Raw genomic sequence first — 23,248 nt, 5'->3', positions numbered from 1 at the left:
GGCAAATGGAGAGTGGATATGTGACGACGCCCTTTGGGCGGCGGCCGATGTCGCTTGGCATGCTGGCAAGCCAGCAACTGGCCGAGAGCATCGAGCCCGGGATAAGACGTAGCAAGTGGAAACTGTTCAGGGCGATCTGCGAGGCGCGGCCGGCGCTTGGTGTGACCGATCGGGCGCTGACGGTGCTCGATGCGCTGCTGACTTTCTATCCCGATGACGAGATTTCCGAGGAGAAGGGCCTGATCGTCTTTCCTTCGAATGCGCAGCTTTCGCTTCGCGCCCGGGGTATGACGCCGGCGACGCTGCGGCGGCATCTTGCCGTGCTGGTCGAGGCTGGCCTCATCCTGCGCAAGGACAGCCCGAACGGAAAGCGCTATGCGCGTCGCGACAGGGAAGGGGAGATCGGTGAGGCGTTCGGCTTCAGCGTCGCGCCACTGCTGGCACGCGCGGTCGAAATCGAAAACCTGGCCGCCGTGGTGGTTGCCAATCGAGAACTCATCCGGGCGACCAGGGAGCGCCTCACCGTGTGCCGGCGGGATATCTCGAAGCTTATCGCAGCAGCGATCGAGGAAGGTGTCCCTGGCGACTGGGAGCAGATGTCGCTGATGTTTCGCGGTCTCGTACGCAGGATTCCACGCGTCGCGCGGGCCGAGGAATTGGCTTTACTGCTCGACGAGATGGGGCTGCTGCGCGACGAAGCCGTCAACCTGCTGGAAAGACATATAAAATTACAAAAATTAGACGCCAATGAGTCTCAAACTGAGCGCCACAAACAGAATTCAAACCCCAACTCCACTTCTGAACTTGAACCAAGCTTCGACACGAAGCAGGGCGCGAAGCCGGCGACCGATAACGACCCGGTCGCCGGACCGCAGGACGAGCGAAGATTGAAACATCCGGCATCGGCCGGCGCAATAAGCGGCAGGAAATCCGGCGCGGCTGAACCAGCGGCGGGACATACGCTGAAATCCTTCCCGCTTGGTCTGGTTCTTCAGGCCTGCCCGCAAATTCTCGACTATGGGCCGGGCGGAACGATCGGCAATTGGCGCGACCTGATGTCGGCTGCCGTCGTCGTCCGCTCGATGCTCGGCGTCAGCCCCTCGGCCTATGAGGAAGCCTGCGCCGGCATGGGGCCGGAGAACGCCGCGACGGTGATCGCCTGCATTCTGGAAAGGGGCGGACACATCAATTCGCCCGGCGGTTATCTCCGCGATCTCACCCGTAGGACCGAGAGAGGCGAGTTTGCGATCGGTCCGATGCTGATGGCGCTGGTGCGGGCAAATGGTGGAGTGCGGCGCGATGCCGGCTGATGGACTTCGGCTGCAGCACAGTCGGCCATCGAGCGGTTGCTCGGTCAGCGCGGCGGCGTGGTACTTTCCCGCAGGATCAATTCGACCGGCCACAATTCATGGATCTCGTCTGCGGGGCGGCCAGCGATGAGCTGTAGTGTCAGCTCTGCGCAGCGTGTGCCCGCGGCACGCATGGAAGATCGTGTGGTCGAAAGCGACGGGACCATATTCTCGGCCGTCAGATAGGGGAAGACGTCGTCATGGGCGATGACGGAAACATCCTGTCCGACCGTCATCCCAAGCGAACGGACGGCACGGTAGACACCAAGAGCTGTCATGGTGGAACCGGCAACGATGGCGGTCGGGGCATTGGCGCTCTCCAGAAAAGAGCGGGCGTGGCGAAAGCCGCTCTCGTCGGAAAATTTATCGCAGACCATCAGGCTGGGATCTGCGGTGAGCCCACGCTCCTGATGGGCTATCCGAAAACCCTGTTCGCGATGGATTGAATAGGTCTTGCCACGTAGGCCATTGATCATGCCGATGCGCCGGTGCCCGAGATCGAGCAGGTGTTCGGTCACTCTGCGCACGGCATTTTCATTGTCGATATCGAGCCAGGCATGAACGTGCTCGGTCTCCGAGCGGCCGTGGACCAGAAAAGGCACGCCGAGGCTGTTCAGCATCTCGATCCGTGGGTCCCTGGGGCGTGGCGAATGAATGATCACGGCGTCTACCCGGCGGCTTTCGACCAGGCGCCGGTAGGCCTGTATCTCGTCTTCGTCATTATGCGCGGTAATAGGTGTGATGAGAATATCCGTATCGGTCGTTTCCAGGCGCTGCGCCATCCCCGACACGAATTCGGCAAAATGAATTTCTCCTGAACGCCCCATCATGACGCCGATCGCTCCGGCTCTTCCGGTCTTCAGGCGCACGGCATTGATATCGGGGCGATAGCCAAGCCGCATTGCTTCGCTCGCAACCCGGGCGCGCGTGGCTTCGCTCACCTCCGGATAGCCGCTAAGTGCGCGGCTGACCGTTGTCGGAGAAAGCCCAAGCTGCTTTGCAAATTCACGAAGTTTCATCGATGTCTTCTTTGTCCGGGAAATCAATGGACGATGCGTTGATGATGCGCAACGGGCAAGTGGTGATTCAGTTCAAATTGAAAACGGTTTCAATGATGTGACGTTGAAACGTCGGCTCGGATGCCGAATATACGCCCTTATCCGCGCAGCATGGCTATTATTATCGTACAAATGCAACCTGCAGAAGCTTGTTTGGGTGTCTTGACGCCATCAAAGCCTTCTGCGATGTTCCGTTGGCCAAATCGATTTCAATTTCTGGGAGGAGATTATGAAAAACTTTGCTCTAGCCTTATCCGCGATTGGACTTGCTCTCGCGGCCGGCCCTATCCACGCCGCAGAAATTTCGTTTGCCGCGAACACCACCGGGAAAAACGTCGAATTCCTGAACAAGCAGCTCGCGATTTTTGAGAAGGAGACCGGCAATCAGGTGAAGCTCGTCACCATGCCATCGTCGAGCAGCGAACAGTTCTCGCAATATCGCTTGTGGCTTGCCGCGGGGAACAAGGACATCGACGTCTATCAGACCGATGTCATCTGGGCGCCGCAGCTTGCCGACCAGTTCATTGATCTGAAGGAGGCCACCAAAGATGTGGCTGGCCAGTTCTTCCCGTCGATCATCGCTTCGCAGACCGTCAATGGCCGGCTGGTGGCGCTGCCGTTGTTTACCGATGCTCCGGCGCTGTACTACCGAAAGGACCTGCTCGAGAAATATGACAAGCTGCCGCCGAAGACCTGGGAGGAGATGGCCGCAACCGCCAAGGAGGTCCAGGATAAAGAGCGTCAGGCCGGCCAGAAGGACCTTTGGGGCTACGTCTTCCAGGGCAATTCCTATGAGGGGCTGACCTGCAACGCGCTGGAATGGGTGAAGTCGTCGGGGGGCGGCCAGATCGTCGAGCCGGACGGCACGATCTCGATCAACAATGAGAAGGCGGCAGCAGCGCTCGAACGCGCCAAGGGATGGATCGGCACGATTTCGCCGCCCGGCGTGCTCGCCTATCAGGAAGAGGAATCGCGTGGTGTCTGGCAGACCGGTAATGCTGTCTTCATGCGCAACTGGCCATATGCCTATTCCCTCGGCAACGGCGCCGACAGCGCCGTGAAGGGCAAGTTCGACGTGATGACGCTGCCGGTTGCGGCCGCCGGCGACAAGCCATCCTCGACACTCGGCGGCTGGAACCTGGCGGTGTCGAAATATTCGGAAAAGCAGGAAGCAGCCATCGCGCTCGTCAAATTCCTGACGTCGAAGGACGTGCAAAAGGCTCGCGCCATCGAGCTGTCCAATCTGCCGACACTGACCGACCTTTATGACGACAAGGATATTGCCGCCGCGCAGCCCTTCATGCCCAACTGGAAACCCATCTTCCAAGATGCGGTGCCGCGTCCTTCGGCGACAGCCAAGGTGAAATACAACGAAGTGTCCTCGAAGTTCTGGACGGCAGTGCACAATACGCTGTCCGGCAGCGGCTCGGCCGCCGAGAACCTCGAGCTCCTGGAAGCCGACCTGACGACCCTTAAGGGCGACGCCTGGTGAGTAGCGGGACCGGCGGCCGAGAGGGCGTCGGTCCAATCTCCGGAGGGCTAAACGGAAAGGCGTTTCATGACTGAAATCGTAGTTCCACAAGCAATTGAACCCAAGGTTTCCAAGCTCAGAGCCTCTACCGAGCTGCGATCCGAGCGCGTCCGGTCCGCCTGGATTTTTCTGGCGCCGACGCTGTTGATCCTGGCAGTTGTCGCGGGCTGGCCGCTGTTCAGAACCATCTATTTCAGCTTTACGAATGCGTCGCTCAACGACCTTGGCAATGCTGAGTTTGTCGGCTTTGCCAATTATTTGTCGTGGGTGACGCTGAAGAGCGGAAAGACCATCTATCGCGGCCTGCTGGCCGATCCGATCTGGTGGACTGCCGTCTGGAACACTGCCAAATTCACCCTCCTTTCGGTCGCGATCGAGACTGTGCTCGGCTTGATCGTCGCACTGGTGCTGAACGCGCAGTTCGTCGGGCGTGGCATCGTTCGGGCCGCAATCCTCATCCCGTGGGCGATTCCGACCATCGTCTCGGCCAAGATGTGGGCCTGGATGCTCAATGATCAGTTCGGCATTCTCAATGATATTTTGCTCGGTTTCGGCCTGATCAGCGAGAAGATCGCCTGGACCGCAAATCCGGAAACGGCGATGATCGCCGTGCTGATCGTCGACGTCTGGAAGACGACGCCCTTCATGGCGCTTCTGATCCTCGCCGGCTTGCAGATGGTTCCGGGAGATATTTATGAAGCGGCGAAGATCGATGGCGTCAATCCGGTCAAGGTTTTCTGGCGTCTGACGCTGCCGTTGATCCGGCCGGCCATCATGGTTGCCGTGATCTTCCGGATGCTGGATGCGATGCGCATCTTCGATCTGATCTATGTTCTGACGCCCAACAATGCGCAGACGAAGACCATGTCGGTCATGGCGCGCGAGAACCTGTTCGACTTCGACAAGTTCGCCTATGGCGCCACCGCCTCGACGGTGCTTTTCCTCATCATCGCCTCTGTCACGGTCCTCTATATCTGGTTCGGCCGCGTTAAGCTCGGCGGGGAGGAACGCTGATGCTGCTTTCGATCACCAGGAACACGCTTTTCTACCTGCTCGTTACGACCATCGTCATCATTGCAGTTTTCCCGTTCTACTATGCGATCCTCACCAGCCTGAAGACCGGCACGGCCCTTTTCCAAGTCGATTATTGGCCGACCTCGATCTCCTTCGGCAACTATGCTTCCGTCATGGGGCAGGGCAGTTTCGTTCGCAGCCTTGCGAATTCCGCGATGATCGCCTGCGTCGTCGTTTCAGCATCGCTGCTGCTCTCGATCACCGCTTCGTTCGCTTTGGCCCGGGTTCACTTCCGCGGACGGGCACTCTTGATGCTGACCATCCTGTCGGTGTCGATGTTTCCTCAGATTGCCGTGCTTGCGGGCCTCTTCGAACTGATCCGCTGGATCGGCATCTTCAACACGCCCTTCGCGCTGATCTTTTCCTACGTGATTTTCACGCTGCCATTCACTGTCTGGGTGCTGACGACCTTCATGCGGGAATTGCCGATCGAGATCGAGGAGGCGGCGATCGTCGACGGCGCCTCGCCATGGGTCATCGTCACTCAGGTCTTCATGCCGCTGATGTGGCCGGCGCTGGTGACAACAGGGCTGCTCGCTTTCATCGCCGCCTGGAACGAGTTTCTTTTCGCGCTGACGTTCACATCGTCCGATACGCAGCGGACGGTGCCGGTCGCCATCGCCCTGCTGTCGGGCAACAGCGCGTTCGAAATTCCCTGGGGCAACATCATGGCGGCTTCGGTGATCGTCACCGTGCCGGTTGTCGTGCTTGTTTTGATATTCCAGCGCCGGATCATTTCGGGGCTGACTGCCGGCGGCGTCAAGGGTTGAGGGAGTAGGACATGGCAGAGATCCGACTGGAGAACATCCGCAAGAGCTTTGGCGCTTTCGAGGTGATCAAGGGCGTGACGATGGAGATCCGCAGGGGCGAGTTCATGGTGTTCGTGGGGCCGTCCGGATGCGGCAAGTCTACGTTGCTCAGGCTTATCTCCGGGCTCGAGGACATTACCTCGGGAACGCTCGCCTTCGACAATGAGACGGTAAACCGGCACGCGCCGTCGAAGAGAGGGATCGCCATGGTCTTCCAGTCCTACGCGCTCTACCCGCATATGACGGTCTTCGACAACATGGCGTTCGGCATGAAGCTTTCCGGGAGCAACAGAGACGAATGCCGCCGGCGCGTCGAGCAGGCGGCCGGCATGCTGCAGCTCTCATCCTATCTGGACCGCTTGCCGCGACAGCTTTCCGGCGGGCAGCGTCAGCGCGTCGCAATCGGCCGGGCGATCGTGCGCGATCCCAAGGTCTTTCTCTTCGACGAGCCGCTGTCCAATCTCGACGCGGCGCTTCGCGTCGCGACGAGGCTTGAGATCGCCAAGCTTCATCGCAGCATGCACGGTACGACGATGATCTATGTGACGCATGATCAGGTCGAGGCCATGACTCTGGCTGATCGGATCTGCGTGCTGAGGGACGGCGTCGTCGAGCAAATCGGCACGCCGCTGGAACTTTACGAAAGCCCGAACTCGGTCTTTGTCGCCGGCTTCATCGGTTCGCCGAAAATGAACTTCCTGTCGGGTGGGCTGGCGCAGCCCTATGACAGCCATACGATCGGCGTGCGCGCGGAGCATGTTCGCATCTCGGCCGAGTCTCCTGTTTGGAGAGGCACGGTCATCCATTCCGAAATCCTCGGTTCCGACAGCTTTGTCTATCTGGATATCGGGGAGGATGAGCCGCTTGTCGTGCGGGAGGCCGGCGTCTGCCGTCACGAGCCGGGCCATACGCTTGGCCTCGCGCCACTTGCCGGTCACATCCACCGTTTCGACCGGTCGGGCCGGGCGCTCGAACGTGAATCCATGCGGGCAGCCTGATCTTCCAGGCATCGATGTCTTTCCCGAAGCTCGATCCGCTTCAACTACAAGGAGAAAACGACGTGACCATACGCACCGTTGTCTGGGGTGAAAACATCCATGAGAATACCAACTCGATCGTCCGGGGCATCTATCCGGAAGGCATGCATACGACCATCGCCAATGCGCTGAATACCGATCCTGGCATCTCGGCGACGACGGCGACGCTGCAGGAGCCGGAACATGGCCTAAGCGAAGCCCGGCTTGCCGAAACCGATGTCTTGACCTGGTGGGGCCACAAGGATCACGGCGCCGTGTCAGACGTCGTCGTCGAGCGCGTCGCCAAACGCGTCTGGGAAGGCATGGGCCTTCTCGTGCTGCATTCCGGCCATTTCTCGAAAATCTTCAAGCGGCTGATGGGAACACCCTGCGCGCTGAAATGGCGCGAGGCGGGTGAGCGCGAGCGGCTGTGGACGATCAACCCGCGCCATCCGATCGCCGCCGGCATCGGCGAGCATTTCGAACTCGAGAACGAGGAAATGTATGGCGAGCAGTTCTCGGTGCCGGAGCCGCTCGAAACTGTGTTCATCTCCTGGTTCCAGGGCGGCGAAGTGTTCCGCTCGGGCCTGACCTGGCGCCGCGGCGCCGGCAACATCTTCTATTTCCGCCCCGGCCATGAGACCTATCCGACCTATCACGACGCCACCGTCCAGAAGGTGCTGATCAACGGCGTCAAGTGGGCCTACAACCCTGAAGGCGCGTTGACTGGCATTACCGACGCTCCAAATGTGCCGGTGGAAAAGGCATTGGAGCCGATCGTCGAACGCGGCCCGAAACTGCACCAGGCCGGCGAAGCCGGTTATCGCTGAATTCTATAGAGGACCATGAGGACAAAAATGCGCTTGATCATTCTCGGAACCGGAGGATGGGCAAATACCCATGCTATGAATTTTTCGGAAATCGCCGGCGTCAAAATTGTTGCTGCCGTCGATACAGACGAGGTCCGGCTGCGGGCCTTCGCGCTCAGGCATGGCATCCCGCTTACTTTCACATCGCTCGATGACGCCCTTGCCTGGGGGGAGTTCGACGCCGTGACCAATGTCACGCCGGATCGAGCGCATTATTCCACGACGATGAAGATACTCGGCGCCGGCAAGCATGTGCTCTGCGAGAAGCCCCTGGCGGTCAACTACCGCGAGGCCAAGGAGATGGCCGACGCCGCGGCGGCGTCCGGAAAGGTCACGATGGTAAACCTTACCTATCGTAATGTGGCGCCGCTGCAGGCGGCGCGAAAGATGGTGCTGGATGGCCGTCTCGGCGCGATCCGCCACTTCGAAGCGTCCTATCTCCAAAGTTGGTTGGTGTCCAAGGCTTGGGGCGACTGGACCAAAGAGTCGCAGTGGCTTTGGCGGCTGTCGACAAAGCACGGCTCCAACGGTGTGCTGGGCGATGTTGGTATCCACATTCTCGACTTCGCGGTTTTTGCCGCCGGCAGCGACGTCAAGGCGGCGGCATCGCATCTCAAGGTTTTCGACAAGAGCCCCGGGAACCGGATCGGCGAATACGAGCTCGATGCGAATGACAGTTTCCTGATGATGGCCGAGCTCGAAAACGGCGCGGCCGGCGTCATCCATGCAACGCGCTGGGCAACCGGCCATCTGAACGAATTGCGCCTGCGCCTGCATGGAGACAAGGGGGCGCTGGAGGTGGTGCATACGCCTGAAGGTTCGACCCTCAGGGCCTGCGAAGGCGCCGATGCCGACAAGGCGATCTGGCGCAAGATCGAGGTCGAACCGGTCATCACCAATTTCCAGCGATTTGCAAACGCCGTGGAAAAAGGGAAGCCGGATGAGCCGGGTTTCGGCCATGCCGCCAAGCTGCAATTTGTTCTTGATCACGCAGTCAAGACGGCCGGCGCCCTGACTGAGCTTTAGACAGGTTCCTCGGAGGGGCCGAGCATCGTCAGATGCGCTGGTTCAGCTCGTCTTCGCTGATGCCGAAATGCTCGAGGATGATGCCGACGTTCCGGCGGTGAGATTTGAAATAAACGTCGAAGAGATCGCCGACCAGCGGAACCGTGCCGCAGGCGGCGTCGACGCCGAGATTGACCGCCATGCGGGCGAGCTTATGGGCAGGAAGGCCGAGACGCCTTGCTTCATCGATGATGAAGAGACCGATGAGGGATCCGGCAACGTCGCCGACGGCTGGGATGAGGCCGAGAACCGAGTCTGCGCCGATCCGTACGCCGAAAGGCAATCTGACTGCGGTATCCATGAGCCGAGCGATCGCGGCAGCGCGTCGAATTCTTTCGCGTTCGAGCGCCGTGAGGCGTTCCATGTGGGCAGAGGCTGGCATCAAAACCCTTGCGGCATTGGGATCGCAGCGCGATCCTGATCCAACGAAGGTGCGGCGTCGCGATCGAGATGTTCCATTGCCGTGAAACGCCGAAAGTCTTAATAGGTTCGCCGGCCGCGTGAGGATTTACGCCTGAGCCGCGTCAGGCGGCTCTCTGCGATCTTGACCCGCCGGCCGGTGCATTGATCTGAAAACGGCCGACCACGCCCTCCAGCGTCTGCGTCTGCCCGCCGAGCGCACGGCAGGCTGAGACCGTTTCCGCGGCCATCGCGGCATTGCGCTGCGTGACCTCATCGAGCGCATTGACGGAGGCATTGATTTCCCCGATCGCCACCGCCTGCTCGGAGGAAACCGAAACGATGCGGGCGATCAGGCCGGCGACCTGCTCGACCTGGCCTTCGATTTCCATTAGCGCCTTGCCGGTGCGGTTGACGAGCTCTACGCCGGTGGAAACCTGAGACGATGACGTGGAAATCAGAGATCTGATCTCCTTGGCGGCATTGGCCGAACGGAGGGCGAGCTCACGTACTTCCTGCGCTACAACGGCGAAGCCTTTGCCCGCTTCGCCTGCTCGGGCAGCTTCCACACCGGCGTTGAGCGCCAGAAGGTTGGTCTGGAACGCGATCTCATCGATGACGTTGACGATATCGCCGATCTGGGCGGACGAACCCTCGATCTTCTGCATGGCGGCGATCGCATCGCGAACGATGGCTGCCGAATGTTCGGCGCTGCTGCGCGTCTCGGCCATCATACCGGTCGCCTTGCCGGCATGGTGGGAGGCGTCATTGGTTTTAGCGTTCATCTCTTTGAGCGCGGCGGTGGCCTCTTCTAGCATAGCCGCCTGCTGCTCCGTGCGCGATGCGAGACTGTCGGCGGCATTGGTGATGCCGGTCGAGGAACTGCCCACCTGCCGGGAGGTCTGGGCGACCTCCGCCATTGAGGCGGAAAGAGCATCCAGGCTGTCGTTGAACTTGGCGCGCAAGCTCTCATAGGCGGCGGCAAAGGTTGTCGTGATACGGCAATCAAGATTGCCGTGCGACAGCTGGTCCAGGCCATATGTCAACTCATTGATAACCGTTTCGCGTGTCCGCTCCTCGGCCGCCTTTTCGGCCATCTGGCTGCGCTCGCGCTCGAATTCGGCATCGCGAAGCGCCGTTTCCCGCTTCTGCGCGTCCTGCCGTTCCAGCGCATTACGGCGGAACACCGCAACCGCCTTGGACATGGCGCCGATCTCGTCGGAACGGTTCGCATAGGGAACTTCGGTCGAAAAATCGCCTTCGGCAAGATTGCCCATATACGCCTTCATGCCATCGAGCGGCACGATTGCCCGGCGGCGCAGAAGATAGAGTCCCGCCAGCAGCAGAGCGAAGGAGCCGAAGCCTGCAGCTCCCGCATAGATCGTCCAGGTCACGATTTCCGAAGCTGCGTTCTTTTCCTCGCCCTTCAGGAAAGCGTCGGAACTCGCGACGAGCTTCTCCACAGCATCCTGGTGCGTATGGAAGGCGACGCGCAACTGCTCGATCGCGCCGTGCGCCTTGTCTTCGTCCTTTGCTTTCAGCGCTGGAATGATCTCGCGGTTCATCACGTCCCAGAATGCATCGCCCTTGGTCAGCACATCGTTTTCGAGCTCGTCCTTCAAAGCCTGCGGCAGCCGGGTGGACTTCCAATAGGCGCGGCGAACGTCGTAAGCGGCCTTCAGATTGGCGATCTTCGCCAGATTGGTCTCGGTGAGTTCGGGAAATTTGCTCGCCTCGAAGGAGAGCATGTAGGATTCGACCACGAAGAGCGGCGGCGGCAATATGTCGGCGATGAGATCCTTGCCGTAAACCACCTGCTCGTAAACCGGCCCGTTGACTTTCAGCCTTTCAAGCGCCGATTGCTGCAATCCGATCGACATGAAAAGACCGGCTGAAACGGCGATGCCAAACGCCACCAGGCTGCGCGCAATGGTAAATGCCAAGACTGTCTCCAAATAACTTTTGGCTTCTCTTCTTTGAGATGCCTGATCTACGTATGTCATTATTTCGCGAGAACACTGAAATATAGTTAAAATTCTCGTAGAATTGTTCACGATTGGAACGAACGCCGCAGTGGCGCTGCCCTAGTGACTTTTGTGCAACAATACGTTGAATTTGAACTTAGTCATCGCCCTGTCTAGTGCGGACAGCAGAACTGTGATTTACACTCTCGCTGTTATTCGTCTTCCTTTTTGAGTGTTAATGAAAGTCTTTGTTATCAAATCCTTAAACATGAGCGGGTGGCGATTTGCGCGGACAGTGATGCGCATCGCAACTGCAAGCGACATCGCGTGAAACGCGAGCCGGTAGCGGGCTTCAACGCGACGGCATTGTTCACCGGTCGTGGACGAGGCGCGGCTTCGGAAGACGATCGCCGCTATACTTACGTCTCAACGTGCACGCATCCACGAGCACCTCCAGAAGAGCTCCGTGCGGATGACCGGCCGCAGTCCTGTCGCGCCCGTCTTCCCGTCGGGCATGTGCCGAATGCAATTGAACACTAGGATCGAGGGAAAATATATGTTGTCGATGAGGGCCGTCGTCCGCCGGAAAAGAGCCGAGAGCTGGAACGAAACTTCTCGTGCCGCGATTTCGTCCACATCGTTGATCGCCTTGGCCGGAATGTTAGTGTCCGCGCCACACAGCGCTTACGCAGCAAACGAATGTGGGGCGCCGGTCGGCGGTGTGGTCATCTGCACCGGCAGCAGCTATCCAGCGCCGAACGGCATCGGCTACACAAACTCCAGCGGGCTCACCCTGACACTCAACAATCCCAATCTGGTTGCGGTGAGAACTGGTGGTGGGCAGGGCGGCGTCTTCGTAAGCAGTTCGGTCGCCAACGTCAATGACATTGTCATCAACGCGCTGCTGTTCCAATCGTCTCAGTCGGCGGTAGCTCTGACGAACGGGATTGCCGCCGTAAATCAGGGAACCGCTGGCAACGCCATTGTGCGAATGGATACCGGCACGGTAACGGTAAACACAAACAACCTTGGCAACGGACTCCTTGCAAGCGTCTCCAATAGCGCCGGTACCGGCAATTCCATGCTCACTCTCAATGGCGGACAGGTTATCAACACGGGGGCAGGAGGCAATGGCGTAAGTGCTCTGAATGCGGGCACTGGCAATGCCGGCATCATGATGACGGGCGGCTCGATCAGCACCAACACTGGCATCGGCATGCGCGCTCTGATTAGTAATGCCGCCTCTTCCGGCGCCGCCAGCGTCGCGATCAGCGGCGGAACGGTCACGACAGCGTCGGGCATGGGTGTCTTAAGCCAGGCGGAGCGCGGCAGTGCCGGCATCACCATGACGGCCGGCACGGTCACGGTTCAAAGCGGCGCCAACCCCGCCCTGACCGCCGTGGTCAACAACGCCGCCAGCACAGGCACGGCCAGCATCGCCATGAGCGCCGGCACCGTCACGAACAACGGCAGTGGCGATGGCATATTCGCCAACAACAAGGGTACCGGGACTTACGACATCAATATAACAGGTGGCACGGTGATCGGCGGTTCGGGCACGGGGGCAGCCATCCATGCAGCCGCGGCCTCGGGCGGCACGATTGCCATCGGCTCCAGCGCCGTCGTCAATGCCGGAGCCTCGGGCATCGCCCTCAGCCAGACCGGGGGCGCGGCCACGATCGTCACGGCCGGCACTGTGAACGGAAACGTTAATCTCAGCGCCGCCGGCAATACCCTTTCCATCACGGGCGGCACCATCGCCGGCAACATCAGCGGCGGGGGCAATACGGCGCTGAGCTTTGATCTCGGCATCGGCAGCTTCACCTACGACTCGCCCTATGCAATCAGCGGCATGGGCAGCGTCGCCATGAATTCGGGATCGGCCGAGATCGACGGCAGCCTCGCCACCAACACGCTTGCCGTCAACGGCGGCAGTCTCATCCTTAACGGCGTCGGTACGGCCGCGGGCGGCGCCACCGTGTCGGGCGGCACGTTCGTCGTTGGCGACGCCGCGCACGCCTCGGCTACGCTCACAGGGTCACTCGACGTGCTCGCCGGCGGCCGTTTGCAGGGCTTCGGCACCATCATCGGCGATGTCGGCAACGCCGGCATCATCGCCCCCGGCAATTCGATCGGCACGCTGACGGTGAGCGGCAACTATACCGGCAACGGCGGTACGCTGGAGATCGAGACGGTGCTGGGAGACGATGCCTCGGCCACCGACCGGCTGGTCGTTACCGGCAATACGTCGGGCAGCACCAACGTCAAGGTCGTCAATGTCGGCGGCGGCGGCGCACAGACCGTCGAAGGCATCAAGATAGTCGACGTCGGCGGGACCTCCAACGGCACGTTTTCGCTGTTGGGCGACTACGTCTTCCAGGGCGACCAAGCGGTGGTCGCAGGCGCCTATGCCTATCGGCTCTATAAGAACGGCGTCAGCACGCCCAGCGACGGCGACTGGTATCTCCGATCGCATCTAACCAGCGAGACGGACGGTGATACATTGCCGCTTTATGCACCGGGCGTGCCGCTTTACGAGATCTATGCGGGCGTCCTGCAGACATTCAACCAACTGGGCACTCTCCAGCAGCGCACTGGCGGCCGTTCCTGGGCGGGCGGTGATTCCACCGGCAACGCTGACGAGAATAAGAATCCGCTGGGCATCTGGGGACGGATCGAGGCTGCGCACAGCCATCTGGAGCCAGGAACATCGACGACCGGCGCCGACTACGACGCGAACATCTGGAAGCTGGAGACGGGCGCGGACGGGGCGTTGACCGAAAGCGCGGCCGGCGCCCTGATTGGCGGGTTCAGCGTTCACTATGGTACGACTTCCGCAGATGTATCCTCTCTGTTCGGTACCGGCGACATCGACACCACCGGCTATGGCCTCGGCGGCACGCTTACCTGGTACGGCAATAGCGGCCTCTACGTCGACGCTCAGGGGCAGCTGACCTGGTATGACAGCGATCTTCATTCCGACGACCTGAGCAGAACGCTGACAAAGGGCAACGACGGCTTCGGCTATGCAGTGAGCATCGAAGCCGGGCAGAAGATCAGTCTTGGCACCCGATGGTCGCTGACGCCGCAGGCCCAGCTTTCCTACTCGTCCGTGCGATTCGACGACTTCACCGATCCCTATGGTGCCGCTGTATCGCTTGGCGACAGCGACACTCTGATCGGCCGCCTCGGACTTTCCGCCGATTATGAGAACGAATGGAAGGATGCTAGCGGTCGGGCGAGCCGCGCAAGTGTCTACGGAATCGCCAATCTCTACTATGATTTCCTCGACGGATCCGATGTCGACGTCTCGGGGACGCGGCTCGTCAGCGAAAACAGGGCGCTGTGGGGCGGAGTGGGCTTGGGTGGCTCCTACGACTGGTCGGACGAGCGCTATTCCATCAACGGCGAAGCATTCGCGCGCACCAGCCTCCAGGACTTTGGCGACAGCTATTCGATCGGCGGCAAAATCAGTTTCAATGTGAAGTGGTGAGGGTACCAACTTTTCATGGAGGCACCGCCGATGACCCAAGCCGCTCCACCTCTTTGACGTGCGAGTGCCCCATAGAGCAGTCATCCCTCATTCTGCCTCAGCCTTATTCAGTAAGACGCAATTCCGAACTGGAGCCGATTGCTCGGAAGAACGGCTTAACGCCAAACCGGTATCAACTCCGACAAAGTTTATCCGGGCTGCTGGACATGTCTTCGTCTAGCTGCCCGCTCGCGGTTGATTTTTACCGAGACCGTACTACAGGATAGAATCTTAGGATGCGGATCTCGAGCTATTGCTCAGGAATAAGAAGAGACCGACGTATCGGCCGAAACAGTCATGAGCGCTCCATCGCTAGATGGGTGGGGATGTAACGCGTTAACTGAACAGATCTCTAAATCGAAGTTACTGATGCCGGGACTAAAAAATCGTACCTCAGAGATTGCAGGCTGCTTTTCTGGATCGTCGGCATGCGTTTCGGTATAGTGGGCTGATCGTCATGGATATTACCGACGAGATCTCAAATGAGCCGCGCAAACGGGGCCGTCCGAAAGTTTCCAGCGACGAGTACAAGCGCACTCATATCGTCGAAGTCGCTCGCCGCGTTTTCGTAAAATACGGCTATGCCGGAAGCACGACCGCAGTGGTCGCTGCGGAGGCAGGAGTTTCCAAGCAGACGCTCTACAAGCTGTTTCAGAGCAAGGAAGAGCTGTTTGCCGCCGTGGTCGGCGCGCATCGGCGCCTGATGCTTAACTTGCCGAGGTCTGCCGAGGATATCCCGATTGCGGAAAGTCTCGAGCGTATCTTCATGATCGACATGGACGAGGATATGGACGCGGAACGCGCCGGCTTCCTGCAGCTTGTCTTTCGCGAAGCCGCGCAGTTTCCCGAGCTTATCGACATTCTCCAGCGCGAAGGCATACTCGCCAGCCGGCAGCATCTCGCCGACTGGCTGAACGATCGACGGGCGGAAGGCAGGCTGTCGCTGGACGATCCGGAGAGCGGTGCCCGCATGCTGATGGATATGATCTTCGGTGGCATGGGTCCACCGGAAGGTCGCGTGCAAGCCTGGCCTGACCGGACCCGGATGCTTGCCCATCTTCGGCGCTGCATCACGATCTTCGCCGCCGGCGTCAGGGCGGCTTGAAGCGTAGATCGGCACAGCAACCCTCGTTCTTTATCTCGCACAATCCCTAGAGACCAAGTGATTGCGGCTTGCGCCTTTTCCACCTACCGTCATCTCATCCTGTAAAACGGGTGAAGGGAATGCTGCGTCTCTCCGTCCATTGACCCCCCGTAGGCCGCGTCCACCCCGCAAGCCGGGAGAAGGTTAGGGCGAGGGGAACCACGCAAGCTTACCGGACGCGGTGCCTGGAAGGCGACGCTGCGAGCGCTACCGAAAACCAACCGCAAAATGCTGCGCTGCCGAAAAAATCGCCAAGCACTCTGCTGCGCGTTTTTTCGGCATGCCCCATTGACAATTCACCGCCGATAGCACTTGATATCGAAATCCAATAAAATAGACAGATGTCCGGTATATTGGATCATCGAAACATCTACAAGGGGAACGCCATGATCATTTCCTTTCGCACCGGCCTGATGTCGCTGGCCGTCGCCTACCTGGTGTCGACGCCTGTGCTCGCCGAGGGCAGCAAGCTCGACGAAGTGCTGGCCCGCGGCCATCTCGTGCTCGGCACTGGCAGCACCAATGCGCCCTGGCACTTCAAGAGCGCGGACGATAAGCTTCAGGGCTTTGATGTCGACATGGGCCACATCGTCGCCAAGGCCCTGTTCGGCGATCCGGATAAGATCGAATATGTCAACCAGTCTTCGGATGCCCGCATTCCGAACATCACCACCGATAAGGTCGACATCACCTGCCAGTTCATGACTGTTACGGGCGAACGCGCCCAGCAGGTTGCCTTCACCATTCCCTATTATCGTGAGGGGGTCGGCCTGATGCTCAAGGCGGACGGAAAATATGCCGATTATGCCGCCCTGAAGGCTGCCGGCTCGTCGGTCACCATCTCGGTTCTCCAGAACGTCTATGCCGAGGCTATGGTGCACGCGGCATTGCCGGAAGCGACCGTCGACCAATACGAATCCGTCGACCTGATCTATCAGGCGCTGGAGTCCGGGCGCGCCGATGCCGCCGCCACGGACCAGTCGTCGCTCGCCTGGTACATGACGCAGAACCCCGGACGCTACAAGGATGCTGGTTACGGCTGGAACCCACAGACCTATGCCTGCGCCGTCAAGCGCGGTGACCAGGACTGGCTGAACTTCGTCAATACCGCTCTTCACGAAGCGATGACCGGTGTCGACTTCGACTTTTACGCCAAATCCTACAAGACCTGGTTCGGCAAGGATCTGACGCCGCCGCAGATCGGCTTCCCCGTCGAATTCAAGTGACCGCGATGCGGGACGGGAGTTCGCTCCCGCTCCGCTGGAACAGAAAGATCTTGGTCCAGGTCGGGCCAAGATCCGAATCCGCTTCTGAATCGAGTGGTGGAGTATGACGCCGTCCGGGCCGCTCGCAGGTTCGGCGGCATGCTCCGGTCTGAAAGGACCCGCATGGGTTACACGCTGAATTTCGCTGCCGTCTGGCGCAATTTCGACTTTCTCTTAAGCGGACTTGCCCTCAGCCTCGGCCTTGCCGTGATCTCGATCCTGATCGGGGCCGCAATCGGTCTTGTCGTGGCTTTCGCGCTGACGTCGAGGAGCCGCTTCGCGCTCGTGCCGGCGCGCATCTATGTCACTATCATTCGCAACCTGCCGATTCTCGTCCTGGTGCTTTTCGCCTTTTTCGCGCTGCCGCAGATGGGCTTGCGCCTCGACAAGATGAAAAGCTTCGTGCTGGTTCTCTCGCTCTATTCCGGCGCCTATCTGGCCGAGGTGTTCCGCGCCGGACTGCTGTCGATCCCAAGAGGACTGACGGAAGCCGGCCTCGCAATCGGCCTGACGGCAATGCAGATCCGAAGCTCGATCATCGCACCGCTGATGTTGCGCAACGTGCTGCCATCGCTCTCCTCGACCATCATCTCGCTCTTCAAGGACACCTCGCTCGCCGCCGCCATCGCCGTGCCCGAGCTGACCTTTGCCGCCCGCAAGATCAATGTCGAGAGCTTCCGCGTCATCGAAACATGGCTGGTTACATCAGCCCTCTATGTCGCGACCTGTTTCCTCATCGCCGCCTTGATGCGCCTTGTCGAGCGCCGTCTGGCCCTGCCGAGATAATTCCGATGTCTCACACCTTTCTCGAACAACTCTGGATCGCCCGTTACGTCATCATGAACGGCATCGCCATGACCGTGTCGATCTCGCTGCTGGCCATTCTCGCCGGCTCCGTTCTCGGGGTCTTTGTCGGACTGGCGCTGGTTTACGGCGGCATTGTCTTACGTCTACTCGTGCGAGCCTATACGGATATCATCCGCGGCACGCCGGTGCTCGTGCTCGTACTGGCAAGCTATTACGTCTCCGCTGCGGTCGGTCTTGATCTCGGACCGTTCTCCGCCGGCGTCCTCGCCCTTGCCGTCTTCTGCTCTTCCCATGTCGGCGAAATCGTGCGCGGAGCGCTTCAGGCGATCCCGAAGGGTCAGACCGAAGCCGCTAAGGCGATCGGTCTGACCTTTACCCAGACCTTCAACTCGGTGCTGTGGCCGCAGGCCATGCGCCAATGTCTGCCGGCCTGGGTGAATACGGCGGCCGAGATGGTGAAAGCCTCGACTCTGCTCTCCGTCATCGGCGTCGCCGAGCTTCTCCTGCGCACGCAGGAGATCATTTCCCGCAATTTCATGAGCCTGCAGTTCTATTTTCTGGCCGGCGGTCTCTATTTCATCGTCAACTACGGCATCGAGCACTTCGGCAAATATGTCGAGCGCAAGACCGCCCTGCCGTCCTGAGGAGCCTACCGATGGCCAAGACCATTCTCGACATCAAGGGTCTGCGTAAGACTTACGGTATCCACGAAGTTCTCAAGGGGGTCGATTGCGCCGTGCAGGAAGGCGAAGTCATCTCCATTATCGGCTCATCCGGCTCAGGCAAGACCACCTTGCTGCGCTGCGTCAACATGCTCGAGGAATTCCAGGGCGGCACGATCAGACTCGACGGCGAGGAAATCGGCTATCACGTCGACGGCGCGTCGCGGCGGCGCAAGAGCGAGAAGGAGATTGCGCGCCAGCGCGCCCTGACCGGCATGGCTTTTCAGCAGTTCAATCTCTTCCCGCATATGAGTGCGGCCGAAAACGTCATGCTCGGCCTCGTCAAGGTGAAGAAGATGACGAAGCCGGACGCCCGCATCATTGCTGAAAAATGGCTGGACCGGGTCGGCCTTGCCGCCCGCGCCAACCATTATCCCGGTCAGCTCTCCGGCGGCCAGCAGCAGCGTGTCGCAATTGCCCGCGCCATCGCCATGTCGCCGCGGCTGATGTTGTTCGACGAGGTCACCTCAGCCCTCGACCCGGAACTGGTGGGCGAAGTGCTGCAGGTGATCAAGGGGCTGGCCGCCGACGGCATGACCATGCTGCTCGTCACCCACGAGATGCGTTTCGCCTATGAGGTTTCATCCCGCGTTATCTTCATGAACCAGGGCGTCATCTGCGAGGAGGGCGATCCGAAGGAAATGTTCCTGCGTCCGAAGACCGAACGATTGGCAGAATTTCTCAAAACATCGAGCTTCAATTAGACGACGGCGCGGCGATAGGGCAGGGGGAGGGGGCGCGCTCGCCCAAATTACGTTCAGTCTGCATCCCCGGCAGGCAGATTTCCCGACAAAAGTCCGAGACAGGTTGATGATCCAGAGCGGGGGGGTTTTGGCACGGGCTTTGCTTTCTGCCTTGTATGCAAGAGAGCCACACATCCGAGACCACGCAGAAATCCATTGAGGCAACGATCGTCTCCGGGATCCTTTCTGCCAAGATCCGGCCGGGCACTCGACTTGGCGAAAATCAGCTGGCAGCGCTCTTCGGCGTGTCGCGAACCCGCGTCCGTGAAGCGATGATGCGTCTGGAGACGCGCGGCATCGTGCATGTCAGCCCCCGGCGCGGCTGGTTCGTCGTCGAGCCCTCCGCTGAGGATGCGATCGCCGTCTATCAGGCGAGGCGTGTCGTCGAGGCTGGATTGCTGCGCAGCATGGCCGTGCTGACGGAGGAGGGACGCAAGGCTCTCGACGCCCATCTGAATGAGGAGAGGAATGCCATGGCGGCGGGCGACCGCCAGCGGCTGACTTATCTGATGGGCGATTTCCATATCCGCATCGCGGAATTGAGCGGGAACACGATCATCGTCGATATCCTGCGCGACCTGACCGCGAGGACGATCCTCATTTCGATGCTCTATCAATCCGAATTTCATGCGGCGCAGTCTCACGGCGGTCACTGCCGCATTTTCGAGGCCATGCAGACAGGTGATTTCGTCAGAGCTGCGGAGCTCTCCGTCCAACATCTTGATGAGGTGGAAATGGGCCTCGACCTGACGGCGCGCCCGGATCCGCTTTCGGATCTGCGCAGTTCCCTGTCGCTTCCGCTAAAGGCCGCATCCTCCATCGCCCGGCAATCGGACCCCAAAACCACAACTTCAAAGGAGCAATGAACACATGCTGACAAGACGGATCTTCTTCGCAATCGCAGCCCTGACCGCGACCTTCAGCTTCACCTCGCCGTCTCACGCCGATGCTCTCGCCGACATTACGGCGCGCGGTACGCTGCGCGTCGCAGTCCCGCAGGATTTCCCACCTTTCGGCAGCGTCGGCACCGATATGGCGCCGATGGGCTACGATATCGACATGGCCAACCTCATTGCCGAAAAGCTGGGTGTCAAAGCCGAGCTCGTGCCGGTTACGAGCGCCAACCGCGTCCCCTATCTGCAGACGAACAAGGTCGATCTTGTGATATCGAGCCTCGGCAAGAATCCGGAGCGCGAAAAGGTGATCGATTTCTCGGTCGCCTACGCGCCCTTCTTCAACGGCGTCTTCGGGCCGGCCGATCTTTCGGTCGCCAAGGCAGAAGATCTCGCGGGCAAGAGCATCGGCGTCACGCGCGGCGCCGTGGAGGATCTCGAGCTGACGAAGATCGCGCCGGCCGACGCAACGATCAAGCGTTACGAGGACAATAACGGCACCATCTCGGCCTTCCTCTCCGGCCAGGTCGACATCATTGCCACCGGCAATGTCGTGGCGGCTGCCATCCTCGCCAAAAATCCTCCCAAGCGCCCCGAGCTGAAGTTCCTCATCAAGAACTCGCCCTGCTACATCGGCCTCAACAAGGAACAGTCCGCGCTTCTGGAGAAGGTGAACGGCATCGTCGCTGCCGCCAAAGCCGATGGCAGCTTGAATGCCATCTCGCAGAAGTGGCTCGGCGCCGATCTGCCGTCCGATCTTTAAGGAAATCCGGGTCTCGCGCATGCGCTCCGTCACCGCAAGAGGGGACATTCCTTGAGTTACCATTTCGAATTCGGCTGGCTGCTTGAATATTACCCCCAGATCATTAAGGGCATACTGATCACCCTGGAGCTTATCGCGATTGGCGGTGTGCTCGGCATTTCGCTCGGCATCGTCTGCGCCTGGGTGCGGGCGCTCGGCCCGGTCTGGCTGAAGCCGGTCGTTGCGGCCTATGTCGAACTGATCCGCAACACCCCATTCCTGATCCAGCTTTTCTTCATCTTTTTCGGTCTGCCATCGCTCGGGCTCCAGCTCTCCGAATTGACGGCCGCTAATCTCGCAATGGTCGTCAACCTCGGCGCCTATAGCTGCGAGATCATTCGCGCGGGCATCCAAGCAACGCCGAAAGGCCAGTTCGAGGCGGGCGAGAGCCTCGCCATGACGCGCTTCGAGACCTTCCGCCATGTCGTGCTCGTGCCGTCGCTGCAGCGCATCTGGCCGGCACTGTCGTCGCAAGTGGTCATCGTCATGCTCGGCTCAGCGGTCGTATCGCAGATCGCCGCCGAGGATCTGACTTTCGCCGCGAATTTCATCCAATCGCGAACCTTCCGAGCCTTCGAGGCTTACATCGTCTCGACATCAATCTATCTCGCGCTGGCAATCCTGCTCCGGCAGGTGCTGGGCCTGGTTGGCTGGTTCATCTTCCCGAGGAGAGCAGTGCGATGATCACCTTCACGCTTTGGGACATCCTGCGCAACCTGCTGCTCGCCACTCGCTGGACCATTCTTCTATCGCTCGTCTCGTTCATCGGCGGCAGCGTGGTCGGCCTCGGCCTGCTATTCCTACGCATCAGCAGGCGCAAGGCCGGTCGGGCATTTGCGAAATATTATATCGAGCTCTTCCAGGGTACGCCGCTGCTGATGCAACTCTTCATCGCCTTTTTCGGTCTCGGGCTCTTCGGAATAGACGTCCCGGCCTGGCTGGCGGCGGGACTGGCGCTGATCCTATGGAGCGCCGCCTTTCTCACCGAGATCTGGCGAGGCTGCGTCGAAGCGGTTGCGAAGGGGCAATGGGAAGCCTCCGCCAGCCTCGGCATGGGGCGTCTGCAGCAGATGCGCTACGTCATCCTTCCGCAGGCGCTGAGGATCGCCATACCGCCGACCGTCGGTTTCTCCGTTCAGATCATCAAGGGCACGGCGCTGACCTCGATCATCGGTTTCGTCGAATTGTCCAAGGCCGGCACCGTGGTAACCAACGCCACCTTCCAGCCCTTCACCGTCTATGGGCTCGTCGCGCTCATCTATTTCGCCCTTTGCTGGCCCTTGTCGAAAAGCAGCCAGATCCTGGAGAGGAAGCTCAATGTCACTCATCGAAATCACTGACGTCCGCAAGAGCTACGGATCCAACGAGGTGCTGAAAGGCATCAACCTGAATGTCGAACCTGGCGAGGTCATTGCCATTATCGGCAAGAGCGGTTCGGGCAAATCGACCCTGCTTCGCTGCATCAATGGTCTTGAGACCATTACCAGCGGTTCCATCTCAGTGGCCGGCGCACAGCTCATCGATGACGAAGTCCATTTAAAGGCGCTGCGCCTGAAGGTCGGCATGATCTTTCAGCAATTCAATCTCTTCCCGCATCTGACTGCCGGCGGCAACGTCGTGCTGTCGCAGGCTGTGGTCAAAAAGACACCCAAGGCCGAAGCCGAGGCCACCGCCCGCAAGATGCTGGAGCGTGTGGGGCTGGGTCACAGGTTCGACGCCTATCCTGACGAGCTCTCGGGCGGACAACAGCAGCGCGTTGCCATCGCCCGCGCGCTCGCCATGCAGCCGACCGCCCTTCTTTGCGATGAGATCACCTCGGCGCTCGATCCGGAACTGGTCGCCGAAGTTCTGGCCGTCGTGCGCGAACTTGCCGCCGAGGGAATGACGCTGCTGATGGTCACGCACGAGATGAAGTTCGCCCGCGACGTCTGCAGCCGCGTCGTCTTTATGCATCAGGGCCGAGTCCATGAAGCAGGCCGGCCGGGGGACGTCTTCGCCAATCCGCAGACTGCTGAGTTAAAGCAGTTCCTCGGAGTCAGCTAAGTTTACGCAGTGGGATTTCGCCACATGCCGGCGCATGAATGGCCTGATCGAGTGTCGCAGGAACAGTCCGGTGGCCCAGCCTGAGACCAGCTAGGCCGAGCTGGTCGCTGTGAACAAGCTCGATCGGGCAGAGGGAGTGCCCGGATCAGAGATCCGGACGTTC

Annotated in this window: 21 protein-coding genes; 18 read left to right on the top strand and 3 right to left on the bottom strand. The window is 60.0% G+C overall.

Annotated elements, in window-relative coordinates:
• Positions 1-5 precede the first annotated feature (5 nt).
• Positions 6-1,310 carry a plasmid replication protein RepC gene (gene repC, locus FHT70_RS00675; protein ID WP_183698320.1) on the top strand — a complete coding sequence of 435 codons (1,305 nt, stop codon included), beginning with the start codon at positions 6-8 and terminating at the stop codon, positions 1,308-1,310.
• Positions 1,311-1,354: 44 nt separating this feature from the next.
• Here the strand turns inward: repC and FHT70_RS00670 are convergent, their stop codons facing one another.
• Positions 1,355-2,368, bottom strand: a complete 1,014-nt coding sequence (locus FHT70_RS00670) for a substrate-binding domain-containing protein (RefSeq protein WP_183698319.1) — start codon at positions 2,366-2,368, stop codon at positions 1,355-1,357.
• A gap of 268 nt (positions 2,369-2,636) precedes the next feature.
• Here FHT70_RS00670 and FHT70_RS00665 point away from each other — a divergent pair, with 268 nt between their 5' ends.
• The 6 genes from FHT70_RS00665 to FHT70_RS00640 all read left to right on the top strand — a co-directional run bounded on the left by FHT70_RS00665 (position 2,637) and on the right by FHT70_RS00640 (position 8,732).
• A complete protein-coding gene (locus FHT70_RS00665; protein WP_183698318.1) occupies positions 2,637-3,899 on the top strand; it encodes an ABC transporter substrate-binding protein in 1,263 nt (420 codons plus the stop codon).
• Between the two features lie 66 nt (positions 3,900-3,965).
• Complete coding sequence (locus tag FHT70_RS00660; RefSeq protein WP_183698317.1) at positions 3,966-4,952, top strand: sugar ABC transporter permease; 987 nt, start codon at positions 3,966-3,968, stop codon at positions 4,950-4,952.
• A complete protein-coding gene (locus FHT70_RS00655) occupies positions 4,952-5,782 on the top strand; it encodes a carbohydrate ABC transporter permease (RefSeq protein ID WP_097600613.1) in 831 nt (276 codons plus the stop codon). The genes FHT70_RS00660 and FHT70_RS00655 overlap by 1 nt, the downstream gene beginning before the upstream one ends.
• An 11-nt stretch (positions 5,783-5,793) precedes the next feature.
• A complete protein-coding gene (locus tag FHT70_RS00650; protein ID WP_183698316.1) occupies positions 5,794-6,819 on the top strand; it encodes an ATP-binding cassette domain-containing protein in 1,026 nt (341 codons plus the stop codon).
• Between the two features lie 62 nt (positions 6,820-6,881).
• Positions 6,882-7,667: a ThuA domain-containing protein gene (locus tag FHT70_RS00645; RefSeq protein WP_183698315.1), complete on the top strand. Its 786-nt coding sequence runs from the start codon at positions 6,882-6,884 to the stop codon at positions 7,665-7,667.
• A gap of 27 nt (positions 7,668-7,694) precedes the next feature.
• Positions 7,695-8,732: a Gfo/Idh/MocA family oxidoreductase gene (locus tag FHT70_RS00640; protein ID WP_085781620.1), complete on the top strand. Its 1,038-nt coding sequence runs from the start codon at positions 7,695-7,697 to the stop codon at positions 8,730-8,732.
• Between the two features lie 28 nt (positions 8,733-8,760).
• Here the strand turns inward: FHT70_RS00640 and FHT70_RS00635 are convergent, their stop codons facing one another.
• Positions 8,761-9,153: a DUF4112 domain-containing protein gene (locus tag FHT70_RS00635; protein WP_183698314.1), complete on the bottom strand. Its 393-nt coding sequence runs from the start codon at positions 9,151-9,153 to the stop codon at positions 8,761-8,763.
• A 142-nt stretch (positions 9,154-9,295) separates the two neighbouring features.
• On the bottom strand, positions 9,296-11,113 hold the full coding sequence (locus FHT70_RS00630; RefSeq protein ID WP_183698313.1) for a HAMP domain-containing methyl-accepting chemotaxis protein: 1,818 nt from the start codon (positions 11,111-11,113) through the stop codon (positions 9,296-9,298).
• Positions 11,114-11,798: 685 nt separating this feature from the next.
• Here FHT70_RS00630 and FHT70_RS00625 point away from each other — a divergent pair.
• From FHT70_RS00625 to FHT70_RS00575, 11 genes are all read left to right on the top strand, one after another.
• A complete protein-coding gene (locus tag FHT70_RS00625; protein WP_348649506.1) occupies positions 11,799-14,627 on the top strand; it encodes an autotransporter outer membrane beta-barrel domain-containing protein in 2,829 nt (942 codons plus the stop codon).
• 496 nt (positions 14,628-15,123) lie between these two features.
• A complete protein-coding gene (locus tag FHT70_RS00620) occupies positions 15,124-15,771 on the top strand; it encodes a TetR/AcrR family transcriptional regulator (protein ID WP_183698312.1) in 648 nt (215 codons plus the stop codon).
• A 425-nt stretch (positions 15,772-16,196) separates the two neighbouring features.
• On the top strand, positions 16,197-17,036 hold the full coding sequence (locus FHT70_RS00615; protein ID WP_183698311.1) for a transporter substrate-binding domain-containing protein: 840 nt from the start codon (positions 16,197-16,199) through the stop codon (positions 17,034-17,036).
• A 162-nt stretch (positions 17,037-17,198) separates the two neighbouring features.
• Positions 17,199-17,861, top strand: coding sequence for an amino acid ABC transporter permease (locus tag FHT70_RS00610; protein ID WP_085781605.1), 663 nt, complete (start codon positions 17,199-17,201; stop codon positions 17,859-17,861).
• 5 nt (positions 17,862-17,866) lie between these two features.
• A complete protein-coding gene (locus FHT70_RS00605) occupies positions 17,867-18,526 on the top strand; it encodes an amino acid ABC transporter permease (RefSeq protein WP_183698310.1) in 660 nt (219 codons plus the stop codon).
• An 11-nt stretch (positions 18,527-18,537) separates the two neighbouring features.
• Positions 18,538-19,308 (top strand): amino acid ABC transporter ATP-binding protein, encoded by a 771-nt coding sequence (locus FHT70_RS00600; protein WP_085781603.1) that lies wholly within the window; start codon positions 18,538-18,540, stop codon positions 19,306-19,308.
• Between the two features lie 155 nt (positions 19,309-19,463).
• Positions 19,464-20,213 carry a GntR family transcriptional regulator gene (locus FHT70_RS00595; protein ID WP_183698309.1) on the top strand — a complete coding sequence of 250 codons (750 nt, stop codon included), beginning with the start codon at positions 19,464-19,466 and terminating at the stop codon, positions 20,211-20,213.
• Between the two features lie 4 nt (positions 20,214-20,217).
• Complete coding sequence (locus FHT70_RS00590; protein ID WP_085781601.1) at positions 20,218-21,003, top strand: transporter substrate-binding domain-containing protein; 786 nt, start codon at positions 20,218-20,220, stop codon at positions 21,001-21,003.
• Positions 21,004-21,054: 51 nt separating this feature from the next.
• Entirely contained in the window at positions 21,055-21,726 is a 672-nt protein-coding gene (locus FHT70_RS00585) for an amino acid ABC transporter permease (RefSeq protein WP_085781600.1), read from the top strand.
• Entirely contained in the window at positions 21,723-22,382 is a 660-nt protein-coding gene (locus tag FHT70_RS00580) for an amino acid ABC transporter permease (protein ID WP_183698308.1), read from the top strand. Before FHT70_RS00585 ends, FHT70_RS00580 begins: the two co-directional genes overlap by 4 nt.
• Entirely contained in the window at positions 22,360-23,085 is a 726-nt protein-coding gene (locus tag FHT70_RS00575) for an amino acid ABC transporter ATP-binding protein (protein ID WP_183698307.1), read from the top strand. Before FHT70_RS00580 ends, FHT70_RS00575 begins: the two co-directional genes overlap by 23 nt.
• The last annotated feature ends 163 nt before the right edge of the window (positions 23,086-23,248 follow it).

The organism is Rhizobium sp. BK049 (assembly GCF_014193135.1).
Classification (GTDB): Bacteria; Pseudomonadota; Alphaproteobacteria; order Rhizobiales; family Rhizobiaceae; genus Rhizobium.
Note: the sequence above shows the minus strand (reverse complement) of the source record. Positions and strands in the feature narration are given on the sequence as shown.

Bases quoted from the DNA above. Each gene is read 5' to 3' on its own strand.
- repC (WP_183698320.1), top strand. From the start codon at position 6: ATGGAGAGTGGATATGTGACGACGCCCTTTGGGCGGCGGCCGATGTCG.
- FHT70_RS00670 (WP_183698319.1), bottom strand. From the start codon at position 2,368: ATGAAACTTCGTGAATTTGCAAAGCAGCTTGGGCTTTCTCCGACAACG.
- FHT70_RS00665 (WP_183698318.1), top strand. From the start codon at position 2,637: ATGAAAAACTTTGCTCTAGCCTTATCCGCGATTGGACTTGCTCTCGCG.
- FHT70_RS00660 (WP_183698317.1), top strand. From the start codon at position 3,966: ATGACTGAAATCGTAGTTCCACAAGCAATTGAACCCAAGGTTTCCAAG.
- FHT70_RS00655 (WP_097600613.1), top strand. From the start codon at position 4,952: ATGCTGCTTTCGATCACCAGGAACACGCTTTTCTACCTGCTCGTTACG.
- FHT70_RS00650 (WP_183698316.1), top strand. From the start codon at position 5,794: ATGGCAGAGATCCGACTGGAGAACATCCGCAAGAGCTTTGGCGCTTTC.
- FHT70_RS00640 (WP_085781620.1), top strand. From the start codon at position 7,695: ATGCGCTTGATCATTCTCGGAACCGGAGGATGGGCAAATACCCATGCT.
- FHT70_RS00635 (WP_183698314.1), bottom strand. From the start codon at position 9,153: ATGCCAGCCTCTGCCCACATGGAACGCCTCACGGCGCTCGAACGCGAA.
- FHT70_RS00620 (WP_183698312.1), top strand. From the start codon at position 15,124: ATGGATATTACCGACGAGATCTCAAATGAGCCGCGCAAACGGGGCCGT.
- FHT70_RS00615 (WP_183698311.1), top strand. From the start codon at position 16,197: ATGATCATTTCCTTTCGCACCGGCCTGATGTCGCTGGCCGTCGCCTAC.
- FHT70_RS00610 (WP_085781605.1), top strand. From the start codon at position 17,199: ATGGGTTACACGCTGAATTTCGCTGCCGTCTGGCGCAATTTCGACTTT.
- FHT70_RS00605 (WP_183698310.1), top strand. From the start codon at position 17,867: ATGTCTCACACCTTTCTCGAACAACTCTGGATCGCCCGTTACGTCATC.
- FHT70_RS00600 (WP_085781603.1), top strand. From the start codon at position 18,538: ATGGCCAAGACCATTCTCGACATCAAGGGTCTGCGTAAGACTTACGGT.
- FHT70_RS00595 (WP_183698309.1), top strand. From the start codon at position 19,464: ATGCAAGAGAGCCACACATCCGAGACCACGCAGAAATCCATTGAGGCA.
- FHT70_RS00590 (WP_085781601.1), top strand. From the start codon at position 20,218: ATGCTGACAAGACGGATCTTCTTCGCAATCGCAGCCCTGACCGCGACC.
- FHT70_RS00580 (WP_183698308.1), top strand. From the start codon at position 21,723: ATGATCACCTTCACGCTTTGGGACATCCTGCGCAACCTGCTGCTCGCC.
- FHT70_RS00575 (WP_183698307.1), top strand. From the start codon at position 22,360: ATGTCACTCATCGAAATCACTGACGTCCGCAAGAGCTACGGATCCAAC.